Raw genomic sequence first — 12355 nt, forward strand, 5'->3', positions numbered from 1 at the left:
AAAACGTTTGTTTTAGCGTAAGACAACTACCTTTAGCTCATCAGCTCAGTTATAAGCAAAATTTCTGGATTCCAGACTGGAATGACACCATTTGCTGTGCAATTTACCTTCAAAAATGAATGTTCGTACAGCTATGTGTCAAGCACTGGGATGACACCATTCTTTTTTCTGGATTCCAGACTGGAATGACACCCCCCTGATAGGCTCAAATCATAATGTTTGTACAGTTGTGGGTTTAGGCTACCTATAAATTCTAAACTGTTGTTACGCACCAAATACACCCCTAGGACCCAAAGTCAGTTTAGCTATATCAGAAAACAGGTTATGTGGAAATCTTAAAATACTTCTTGTTTGCCAAGCAAAATAAATACATTCCTACAAACAAACAGATGCTCAATACTGACGCATAAGAAAACTTAAAAATTAAGTCTCTAGTATATATTGATAGGCATTTACCTGCAGAAAATTTGTATAGTAATCCAACACATACAACGGCACTATCAACCACTGATGCTATAATTAAAGTAATGAAATTTGCCATATGAAAATTCAACTTGGACTTTAATTTTTCAAAAATAATTATGCTTGAGAGAAGAGATACTAAAATTGCAGTATATGAAATCAATATCATCAAATTAAAACTTTGCCATTTAAAAACACAACATAGCGCTGTACACACTATTAAGTTGTACGTAGCTTTGCTTCTGCCATAAAATTCAACCATTGAATTTACAACTAAAGCAGCTCCCACAAATAAGGCAGCACATATCATCAATTTATTTGAAGTGTTGAATAAAGAAAGACTGATAAACAGGAGTATCGATAAAATAGACATAATTACCTACCCAAAATTAATAACATACATTCATTCTAAATAAACATTACATATAGTAAAAGAGTTATTTAGCATAATAAGAAAAATATTTTATATTAGCATGCCACATCTTTCAGATCTACTTTTAAAACATCCTTTATGTTTAGCACCTTTTTTTCTGTTACTTTGCCAATACATGAATAAACTGCACCTTCAAACAATTCTTCAAACCTCTTCTGATTTTGTGGTGCAATAGTAACCAAAATTCTACTTTGCGATTCAGAAAACATTATTATCTTGTTTATTATGTCTGTATTTTGTATTTTTCCTATTGGCACTAGTGAAAGATCGATTTCAGCACCAAGGTCTCCTGCAATTAGCGATTTTGCCAGAGCAATAACTAATCCGCCTAAGTTTGGTGCAATTGCAGAGGCAATTATGCCATCTTTTATTGCCTGGTTGTAACGCTCATACAACTTCCTAGCGCTCTTTGCATCAACTTTTGGTACGTTGTTATTACCTATTCCACTATATAACTGATATTCAGATCTACCAAGTTCATCAAGTGTTTCTCCAAGCACATATATCAAGTCCCCTGGCATTTTTACATCAAGCGATACCGCATTTTCAATATTTTCTATAATTCCAATTGCTGAGATGAGTAATGAAGGTGGTGCAGAGATTATCACTTTCTCGCCATTTTCATCATATCCCTTGAAGTCATTGAACATACTGTCTTTTCCGGATATGAATGGTGTTTTAAATGCAGTTGCGAAGTCGTAACAAGCCTCTGCAGCTTTCTTTAGTTGCCACAACCTTTCTGGATTATAAGCATCACACCAACAAAAATTGTCGAGCAACGCTAGATGATTTATATTTCCTCCTGCGGCTACATAGTTGCGTATCGCGGTGTCAATTGCACATGCTGCCATGTGGTAGGTGTCAATTTCTCCATAACTTGAGCCAAATCCTTGCGATTTTACAACACCTTTATTTGAAGAAAGGATTGGCCTTGAAACAATAGCTTCACTGCACACTCTTCCCTTGCCCTGCAGTGGTTTCAGCACTGACGACCCTTGAACCTCATGGTCATATTGCACCACTATGAACTCTTTGCTGCAAATGTTTGGTCTGCTCAGCATTTCTTTTAGTTCAATTGCTAAAGAAGGCGAACTTGTTGTCATTCCAGCGCATAGCGCTGGAAGCCCCTTAGACCACGGTTTCGTCTGTAAATGCACTTTGGGATTACCATCATGCAGAAATTCAGTTTCGATGTCCATTATTACTGTCCCTTCAGGACATTTAACAACAGCTTTACCACTCTCATTAAACTCTCCAATCACACAAACCTCCACATCATGTTTTTTCATGATTTGCTTAAACATAGGGAGATTTTCTTCTGGCACTGCTAAGGTCATTCTCTCTTGTGATTCTGATATCCATATTTCCCACTGAGCCATACCATCGTTTTTAAGGAGAACCTTGCTCAAATCAACTTCAAATCCGTCTTTTCCCATTTCACCAATAGACGACGACAGCCCACCTGCTCCGTTATCCGTTATTGCATTATAAAGATCAAGATCTCTTGCTTTTATGACGGCATTGGATAATTTTTTTTGTGTTATAGGGTCACCAATTTGCACAATTGTTGAAGGGCTATTTCCCGATAAAGCCTCTGAAGAGAACGTTGCACCGTGAATTCCATCTCTTCCAACTCTTCCGCCAATAATTACAATCTTATCGCCATTTTTTGGTCCTTTAATGTGTGAAGGTGCATTATTTATATTGCGTGGAATAATTCCAATGCTTCCGACAAAAACTAATGGCTTGCCACAAAATCTATCGTCGAAATATACCGATCCAAGTTGTGTTGGAATACCAGAGCAATTACCAGCAACATTAACACCGTGAATCACTTCTTTCATTATATATTTTGGCGGTAAGATCTCATCAGTGCGCTCTTTATCCCTATAAAATTTGCCTTTTGCTTCTTTGGCAAAGCAAAAGTAATAGGTATTCATTATAGGCTCTGCGCCTTTCCCGAAACCCACTATATCGCGATTAACTCCAAGCACTCCGGTCATTGCTCCACCAAATGGATCAAGAGCTGAAGGGCTATTGTGAGTTTCAACTTTATCTACAATCAAGTAATCGTCATCAAAAATTATTCCTCCTGCGTTGTCGGAGAAAACTGACACGCATATGTCAGAATTTATCTCACGCGTTGCACGCTTAATATAATGAGCATATAGACCGTCTTTTATTTCATCAATAGGGGAGCAAAAAATATTGTGTTTACAATGTTCAGACCAAGTCTGTGCCAGAGACTCAAGTTCAATATCATATGGATTTCTACCAAGTTTTTTAAAGTAATCCTTTATAGCTTTCATTGCTGCCAGCGAGAGCCCTAAAGTGCCATTACCATCGATTCCATCTCTGCTGATTTTCTCAAGTTCTTGGTCACTTACATTTAAATCAACAGATTTAGCCCCATTACTACTTGATATCACTCCAGTGCTCTCTTTTGTCATCCCAGCCTTTTTTTCTGTCATCCCAGTGCTTGACACTGGGATCCATTCTTTTTTTTCCTGGTCACGCGCTGGAATGACACCGGAGTGGGTATTTAATGACTTATATTTACCATAATATTTCCAGCTATAGTTATTATTTTCTTTACAGATAAGTGTGCAATACTCAGTGATGGGGTTGAACTCTTGTTTTATATCATCTTCGGTTGGTAAATCTCCTTGACTTAGAATCAATTTTGAACTTCTTGCTTTGATCTCAATCGGTGTCATTCCAGCGCGTGACGCTGGAATCTGCGTTTTCTCTTTCTGGATCCCAGTGTCAAGCACTGGGATGACAAAAGAAGGGGCTGGGATGACAGGCTGGTCGATATAGCCTTTGCTTATTAAATACTCTCTAACAATTTGTTTCACTGTGTTGCCTACATTATCGGTCATGCCAGGTAGGAAGCTTATTTCCAAGCCCCACTTTGCTTGTGGTTCTATGAAATCATACGGAACTTCTTCAAGGTTTTCATTGTAGGAATAATAACGGCAGTCTTGTATGACTTTATTATAAAATAGCCCGCAAATTTCTTCATATAATTTGGATGGTAATCCTTTGCGTATGTAAATCGAGTAAACGTTGACTAACCATCTGCGGCCAATTTGCTCGCATTTATTTAAAACTTCTATTCTAATGTTTGCCATGTAATGTTATAAAAAATTTTAATATATAATAGCATACAAGCACGTTTATATTTTGAATAATTTCTATACAATAAAATATTGTATTAATTGTTACTGTTAGTGGGAAGAGTTTTTACCGTTAATGTGGATGAATCTCTTTTTGATGTGCTGGTTCAGCACATATTTTCTGAATATGAAAGAGAAAAAATTCCTGAAGTAAAAATCATACTTCCTTGCAAGAGGGATGTGATAGCGCTGCTGAGTGCATTCAAGAATCATAACGCTAAAAAATGCATAATTTTGCCAGAGATAGTTTCGCTAGAGAATATTGATGAGGAAGATTTAATATTAAATCTTGATAGGGTTAAAGTTATCAAGCCAACAAAAAGGACACTGCTACTCATTCAATTCATATTGGAGTGGAATAGAAAAAATAATGATAATTTTCCAATTGATTTAGCTTATAGCCTGCCATCACTGCTTGATAAAATTCAATCTACCCAAACAACGGATTGTTATCAATTTGATGAACATTCAAAAAAAATAGAGAATTTCATAAGCTTACTCACTGAGACTTGGAGTAAAACTTTAAAAGATTTAGAAGTAGTAGATATATTAAAACATAAGAGTGATTACATAAACAATATGATAATCTCTTTACAAAAAGACCAATATATAATCTTTGTTGGAATTGGAAAGGATAAGTCGTTAATTAGGGCTATATATGATCTGCCATTTGGAAAAATAATTTTGCCTAACTTGAATTTGAAAATTAAAGAGAAAGACTGGAAATCGCTTGATAAAAAACATTATCAATATTGCCTGAAAGATCTGCTCGATTATTTAAAAGTGGATAGAAGGGATGTTAGTTTTCTGCCAGAAGCGTGTTCTCCAGTGCCCAGACACTGGGATCCAGAAAACTTAACTTTAAATGAGCGCACCAGGTGGCTGTATAATGAAAACTGGATCCCAGTGTCAGCTACTTGGATGACAGAAGAAAGGGCTGGGATAACAGGAAGTCCTGAGGAATATCTAGATTACGTCTTTGATACAACTGCCGATCTAAGCAAAGTTAGTAGTGGACATGTTGGCAATATTGAAGTCATCACTTGTGATTCCAGAGAGGAAGAAGCACAAGTGACATCATTAATTATAGAAAATGAAGGTTATGAAAACATTTCTTTGGTCGTCTTTGATAAATTACTTGCAGCTCGTATAGCATGTTTATCAAGGCAACACAGTGCCATACCGGAAAATTACCCTTATATAACGCTTCTGCTTTATAGTATCGAAGTTTTGACCTCAAATTGGAGCAGTGTGTCATTACTTTCGCTCCTTAAACATAGGCTAGTGACTTTTGGTTACACTCAAGAAGAGTACACTCGGATTTTATCTGAATTTGAAATAGAGATATTACGCAACTTTAGTACAAATGGTCTGAGCGATATTATAAATGCTATCAATGCCCATAAAAAGCTAAAATACAAAGAAGATATATTACTTATTATCAGTAAGTTAGAGGTTATATTTAATCCTTTACTTCGTTCTATAAATTGCTCTATTTTCGATGTGGTAGCAACTCATTTGCAGTGTATTAATATATTATCTGGTATAAATTTTTCAGAGCTAAATAGTGAAATAGGTAATTTTACCTGTAATTTCTCAAATGCATGTGAGGGTGTAGGAATTAAATGCTCCTTAGAGTTATATAGCCAAATTCTGACCTTATTTTTAGAGAAAGAGTTTTTCTTTGTAGCAAGTGACTTGAATAAATTCAGCTTATATCACAACAAAGTTGTAATACTTGCTGGATTTAATGAAGCGCCAAGCTTTCAAAGTCCGCTTTTGAATGCACTTACGAGAGAAAAATTTAATCTTCCTTCTGCGCAAGAAGAGCAGGGGTATTTTTTTTATACTTTACACAATTTGTTTTGTGCAAGTAAGGTTTATATTACAAGATCGCTAAGCCATAGAAAGCCAATTCTATTGCAGCGTTTGGAAATTCTACTCAAGGAGGGGAAGCAGCCGTATCGTGATTGGCTAAGGATATTAAATACGCCTGAATGTACTGTTCCATGTACTCAGCCTATGCCAAAACCTCAAACCGAAGTTAGAAAAGAAAAAATGCAGGTGATGTCTTGCAGTGCAATAGAAAAGCTAATTCGTAATCCTTATTCATTTTACGTTGAATATATACTGGGTCTTAAACAATTAAGAGACTTGAATTTCAAGCCATCGATATTGGAATTTGGCACTATGGTACACAACATTCTTGCAAGATATTTACGCAACAAAAAATCGCCAATGAGCATTGCACGAAAAGCATTCTCGACTAGTCAGTTTAATTTTTCAAATATGTGGTGGGTAAGACTGCAAAGGATAATTCAATCTTTTGTCGAATTTGATGAAACTCGAAGCAATTATGTTGAGTTGGAAAAGAACTTTTCCTGTCCGATATTTCATATTCCAGCGCGTGACACTGGTTCTTGTGATCAGTATGAAACTGCTTGGATGACAAATAAGCCACAAGAAATTTCACTGATAGCAAGATGTGATAGAGTTGAGTATCTACCAAGTGGGCAAGTGGCAATTATAGACTATAAGCTTGGTACACCACCTTCCAATGAAGAAGTAATGTCGGGATTTTTTCCGCAATTAATTTTACAAGCCTTAGCGGTAGAACATATAACAAAAAGAGAAGTCTCAGAACTTGCTTATTGGAAACTTGATTATGATAAAATAAAAGTTATTTCTATACAAAATTATAGATACAAAATGCAAGAATTAAAAAATGATCTGCCTGGTTTTTTATCTAACTATTTAAGTAATTCCACACCCTTTATTGCCTCTCCATATTTTGATAAATTCCTGAGATTTAACAGCTATAAACAGCTAGAAAGGGTAGGAGAGTGGTTGTAAATGGTGTCATCCGAGTACCTGACACTGGTTTCCATCCAAAAGGGTGTCATCCCAGTGCTTGACACTGGGATGGCTTTGTTGCATCACACTTTATGAGATGGTGATTTATGGTAAATTCATGTAACTATCTCAAATTTAGCCATACCAATATCAGTGAATTTATTAAGCAAATAGCATTTAGTTCTTTTTCTCGATTTATCTCAGATTTATTCCTAAAACTAAATCCGAATATTTGCTTTAATCTTGAGAAAAACCCTTCAATATAAGATCTTTTCCCATAATTTACTTCTTTTTTCCATTCTTTCATGCCATCTTCACCGTATAATTTTATTAACCTAATAGCAGCATTCCTGTCAGACATATAATCTATTTCTGGATGTTCTGCCGCATTGTTTATTGGTGGAATTTTTGTCTTTATATCATATTCGTTACACAACTTATAAAACTTGTGCCTATCACATGCTCTATCTGCATATAGTGCTTTTATGGCATGCTGAAAATCAACTTCTTTTAGCAAATCACAAGCTCCATAGTGATCAGAGTAGACACCGTTACTGTATTTTACAGCTATGGCTTTTTTGTTGTTTATATTCAACATTACGTGCAATTTTCTCGTTTGCTCATAGCCACGATATTTTCTGTCAGTGCTATTTTCCTTGCTGTGACCAGGAGTGTTGTTGTATATACTAATTCCTGTACTGTCTATAGCAATTTCGATATCTTCCATATTAGAGGTTGTCCGGAAACAAGTAAAAGGCTATAATATCTGAAATTTTAGTACGGGGTAAAGATGAGAAAAAAGTATCCAACAGATCTAAGCGAAAGGGAATGGGCAAGAATAGAAAAACACTTCAGAGTATCATACAAGAAAGGAGGAAGGCCGCCAAAGTATAGCAAAAAAGAAATATTAGAAGCAATTTTCTATGTATTGCGTACAGGGTGTCAATGGCGGTATTTACCAAATGATTTTCCGCTATGGAAGACTGTGTATGAGCAGTTCAGGCAATGGAAGAAGCAGGGAATTTTTGAGAAAATGAATTATGAAATTACAAAATATAGTAGAAGAAAAATAGGAAGGAATGAGCAGCCGAGTGCCTGTATAGTAGATAGTCAATCTGTAAAGACTACAGAAAAGGGGGGATCAAAGGCTATGATGGAAGTAAAAAAGTAAAGGGTAGAAAAAGGCATATAATTACAGACACTCAGGGTTTTATACTAGGTTGTTACGTAGGCGCTGCTAACGAAAATGATAGAGATGGTATTAAAATAGCATTAAACAATATGAGAACAAAATATACTAAAGTTAAAAAAATGTGGGCTGACATGGGATACCAAGGAAGAAATTTAAAGAATCACATAAAGGAAGAATATGACATAGATATTGAAATTGTTAAAAGGCCTCCATGTAGATTTTGGGTGCACAAAGATACGCCACCTGAGCTACTACCAACAAGAGAACAAGGGTTTAAAGTACAGCCAAGAAGATGGGTTGTAGAAAGGACTTTTGCTTGGGTTAATAGGAATAGAAGGCTATCGAAGGAGTATGATTTACTCACAACATCCACTGAGAATTTCATATACCTAGCTATGAGTAGGGTTATGTTAAAGAGGGAATATGCTTGAATTTACTAGTTTCCGGACAACCTCTTATAGCTCTTTCCATAAAAGTCCGGATGTGATAGGATAAGGGTAGATGATGATAAGGAGGTTGAATGCCAGCAGCATATAGTTATGATTTAAGAAAAAAAGCAATGGAAGCGCTAGACGAAGGAGAAAGCAGAGAAACAGTGGCAGCAAAGAAGAAAAGAAACAGGAGACTTTCAATCAAAAAAACTTGGAAATGGGGGTTACAATCACAAAATTACCGACTGGGATACCTTTGCCAAATTTGCCAGAGAACACGGAGGAAAGACTCTATCGGAAATGGCTAAACTTTGGAACAACGTTAGTATCCAAACGATCTATCGAGCCCTTAAAAAAATTGGATTTACGCGCAAAAAAAGACATATGGATACAAGGAAAGAAACGAAGAAAAACGTGCTGAATTTTTGAAAATTATAGCGACAAAAGAACCTAAAAACTTAGTGTATATAGATGAGTCTGGCATTGATAACACCGAACTACGGATATTGCCAGAAAGGACAGCGGTTTTATGCCTTAAAATCTGGAAAGAAAACTCAACGAATCAGTATGGTTGCAGCCTTAAGTGGAAGAAAGATAGTTGTTCCGTTAACCTTTGAAGGCCACTGTAATATGGATGTTTTTAATGGATGGTTTGAGCAATTTTTGACACCGATCTTGGAACCTGGACAGACTGTCATTCTTGACAATGCTACTTTTCATAAGTCTGATAAGATTATCGAGCTTGCTAAAGGGGTTGGTGCAGAAATTTTGTATCTGCCGCCTTATTCTCCAGATTTCAACAAAATTGAGCATCATTGGTTTGCTATAAAAAACAGAGCCAGGAAAAACATTCCTCTATTCGAATCCTTTCGTCGTGCTGTTGATTCTGCCTTCCTATGACCTGTTCGGACTATTATGAGAAATGCTATACTACATAAGGCCTAATTTCCGGAAGATCAACTTTTTGGTGAACATAAGGTTTTTCGCATATTACAAGCTCTCCTCCGCATTCGCAAATATTAGGCAACTCTATTTTTACTACTTTATCCGCTTCCATTGTAGCATGAAAATTTCCTTTATGCCCAACCTGATCGCCAACATTCCTTTCGCTTTTTGGCTTGTCCTTTTTTGTTTTGTACAATTCTTTAGAGCTCGGTAGAGATGAATTTTTCGAGTTTAAACCAAGCCTTTCCTTTAATTCAGCGTTCTCTATCTTTAAAGCTTTATTTTCTGCTTTTAAGTTTTCTATCTCTGCTTTCAGTTTTTCTATTTTTTGCTGTAAATTTTTGCAAAGTTCTAAAAGGTTTACCACATTACCTCACTTTTGCTCTATGATTATCTTTTTAGATCACTTTGTCTACCTTATTCTACCACTCCGCTGAACGGATACCTTGGGTTAGCTATAGCTAACACCACAATTGTACTAACATTGTGATTTGAGAACAACCTTCACCAGAAAGGGTGTCATTCCAGTGTTAAGCACTGGAATGACGAGAGGTAACGCAAGAAGTTTACTCTTAATAAAAACCTGATGATGAATCATTATTACCAAATTTCGGCCTATTTCTGTTGCTGAAACCAGAACGAGGACGAGGAGGCCTCTTATGGTGACTTCCTCCAGGTTTTCTACTAAATGAATTATTGTAATAATTATCCCTGTCATTTGGACCATCTTTCCTTTCCTCGTTGTAAAGCTCACCTTCAAAAAACTCTCCCGTCTCTTGATCAACCCGACGTCTTGACAACTTTGGACACCCACCTTTTTCGAAGTCAATTACTAGTGCTTTGAAAGTATCATCTTGTTTAAGTACGCTCTCTATAGAATCTATATGTTCATTAGCTACTTCACTTATGTGCATTTTTCCTTTTCTGCCATTAAGAAATTCAAGCTCTACAATAGACTTCTCTATTCTTACAACCTTGACATCAACTATAGAACCTTGTTCTAGTTCTGTTATTGAATCAATCATCATACTCTTTGCAATTTCAGCTTCAGTGCCACTCGTAGCAAAAACAGAAACTTTACCATCATCTCCTATTTCAATTTTTGCATTACTTCTTTCACACACACTGCGTATATTTTTCCCCTTAGAACCTATAGCAGCAGAAATTTTGTCTTTATCTATGTAAAATGATAACATCCTTGGTGCATGGTCTTTGACATCATCACTGTGTTCTGAAATCACTGCATTCATTTTTTCTAAAATATGTAATCTTCCAGCTTTTGCCTGTTCTAAAGATTTTTCAACAATTTCAAAGCTTATACCAGAAATTTTCATGTCCATTTGTAGCGCCGTAACCCCTTCACTAGTTCCTGCTACTTTAAAGTCCATATCACCAAGATAATCTTCATCACCAAGTATATCGGAAAGTATTACATACTCGTCTTTATCTTTGATGAGACCCATAGCAATTCCAGCAACAGGGGCCTTTATTGGCACACCCGTATCCATTAAAGCAAGAGAAGTCCCACAAACTGTTGCCATAGAAGAAGAACCATCAGACTCGAAAATTTCGGACACTACTCTTATTGTATAAGGAAATTCAGACTTATCGGGTAAAACAGGATGAATTGCTTTCCAAGCAAGTTTGCCATGACCGATTTCTCTTCTTCCTGGTGCACGCGCAGCAGAAGTTTCTCCAACAGCAAATGAGGGAAAGTTATAATGCAACATGAAATGCTCACGTCTATCCCCTTCAATATCATCCACAATTTGCTCATCTTGAGTGGTGCCAAGAGCAGTAACAACCAGTGCCTGAGTATTGCCTCTTGTAAATAGTGCAGAACCGTGAGTTTTGGACAGAATATCAACTTCAACTTCTATCTGACGTATCTCATCATGCTTACGACCGTCTATCCTTACACTTTTCTTCCTAATTATTTCACGTACTAAAGATCTTTCAAAGTTTTTTACTGCATACGTAATTAACTTTTCGTCTTTTCCAGTTTCTTTAAGAGTATTCAATATATTCTCTCTGATCGCTTCTAGAGCTTGAACTCGCTCTTGTTTTACTGTTTGCGAATATGCTTTTTCAAAATCTTTACCGTATTTTTCGAGCTCTTGTGTTATATCTGATGCATCAATAGGGGCAAAGCTCTCAGGTTTATTGCCAATTGTATCAGCAAACTCTTTTATGAGCTTAATGACAGGCTTAAGGTGTTCATGGCCAAATTTTATTGCATTAAAAACATTTTCTTCAGAGAGCTCTTTCACTTCTGATTCAACCATTAAAATTGAATTTTCATCACCAGACAAAAACAGATCCAAGCTGCTTGCTTTCATCTCTTGAACAGAAGGGTTGAGTATATAGTTATTATTTTCATCACAACCAACCATCACTCCAGCTATAGTAAAGTGAAAGGGAACACCAGAAATTGCAAGAGCTGCAACAGCACCAATCAATGCTGGCACTTCAGGAGGATTGACTGTATCATAAGTTAATAGATTGCACACCACACTAATTTCATCATGAAATCCTTCTGGGAATAGTGGTCTTATACTTCTATCTATTACTCTTGAGATTAAAGTTTCTCTATCAGATGGCTTGCCTTCTCTTTTAAAAAACCCGCCAGGGATCTTACCCATGGCATAGCTTTTTGCGATAAACTGCACATTTAAAGGTAGGAAATCAACGCTTTCTTCCTTCTTTTTACGTACAACAGTTACTAAAACAGAAGTATCACCGTAATTTACAACTACTGAACCATGAGCTTGGCGTGCTATTTTTCCTGTTTCTAAAGATAAGGCACGACCACCCCACTCTATAGATTTTTTTATAATTTTAAACATATTAAATTCCTCGA

General features: G+C 36.3%; 6 protein-coding genes and 3 pseudogenes. 3 read left to right on the forward strand and 6 right to left on the reverse strand.

Annotation, left to right across the window (positions count from 1 at the left end):
* Window positions 1-131 precede the first annotated feature (131 nt).
* The 3 genes from ABWU48_RS00685 to ABWU48_RS00695 form a co-directional block, all read right to left on the reverse strand.
* Complete coding sequence (locus ABWU48_RS00685; protein ID WP_010962923.1) at window positions 132-272, reverse strand: hypothetical protein; 141 nt, start codon at window positions 270-272, stop codon at window positions 132-134.
* A gap of 50 nt (window positions 273-322) precedes the next feature.
* Window positions 323-835, reverse strand: coding sequence for a hypothetical protein (locus ABWU48_RS00690; RefSeq protein WP_264705876.1), 513 nt, complete (start codon window positions 833-835; stop codon window positions 323-325).
* A gap of 95 nt (window positions 836-930) precedes the next feature.
* Window positions 931-4029: a phosphoribosylformylglycinamidine synthase subunit PurL gene (locus tag ABWU48_RS00695; protein WP_209473246.1), complete on the reverse strand. Its 3099-nt coding sequence runs from the start codon at window positions 4027-4029 to the stop codon at window positions 931-933.
* Between the two features lie 99 nt (window positions 4030-4128).
* On the opposite strand from ABWU48_RS00695, the gene ABWU48_RS00700 reads away from it, so the two are divergent.
* Complete coding sequence (locus tag ABWU48_RS00700; RefSeq protein ID WP_264329429.1) at window positions 4129-6927, forward strand: WPE palindromic element domain-containing protein; 2799 nt, start codon at window positions 4129-4131, stop codon at window positions 6925-6927.
* Between the two features lie 124 nt (window positions 6928-7051).
* Here the strand turns inward: ABWU48_RS00700 and ABWU48_RS00705 are convergent, their stop codons facing one another.
* Window positions 7052-7654, reverse strand: coding sequence for a transposase (locus tag ABWU48_RS00705; protein ID WP_209472971.1), 603 nt, complete (start codon window positions 7652-7654; stop codon window positions 7052-7054).
* Between the two features lie 63 nt (window positions 7655-7717).
* Between ABWU48_RS00705 and ABWU48_RS00710 the strand changes: the two are divergent.
* Together ABWU48_RS00710 and ABWU48_RS00715 are read left to right on the forward strand one after the other, a co-directional pair.
* Window positions 7718-8550 (forward strand): annotated as a pseudogene (locus ABWU48_RS00710) (IS5 family transposase).
* A gap of 89 nt (window positions 8551-8639) precedes the next feature.
* Window positions 8640-9450, forward strand: a pseudogene (locus ABWU48_RS00715) (IS630 family transposase).
* Between the two features lie 28 nt (window positions 9451-9478).
* Here the strand turns inward: ABWU48_RS00715 and ABWU48_RS00720 are convergent.
* Window positions 9479-9862: pseudogene (locus ABWU48_RS00720) on the reverse strand (IS66 family transposase); the annotation flags it as partial.
* Window positions 9863-10067: 205 nt separating this feature from the next.
* Complete coding sequence (gene pnp / locus ABWU48_RS00725) at window positions 10068-12341, reverse strand: polyribonucleotide nucleotidyltransferase (RefSeq protein WP_353288395.1); 2274 nt, start codon at window positions 12339-12341, stop codon at window positions 10068-10070.
* Window positions 12342-12355: the final 14 nt, after the last annotated feature.

The sequence above is a fragment of the Wolbachia endosymbiont (group A) of Tromatobia lineatoria genome (genome assembly GCF_964028565.1).
GTDB classification, from domain to species: domain Bacteria; phylum Pseudomonadota; class Alphaproteobacteria; order Rickettsiales; family Anaplasmataceae; genus Wolbachia; species Wolbachia pipientis.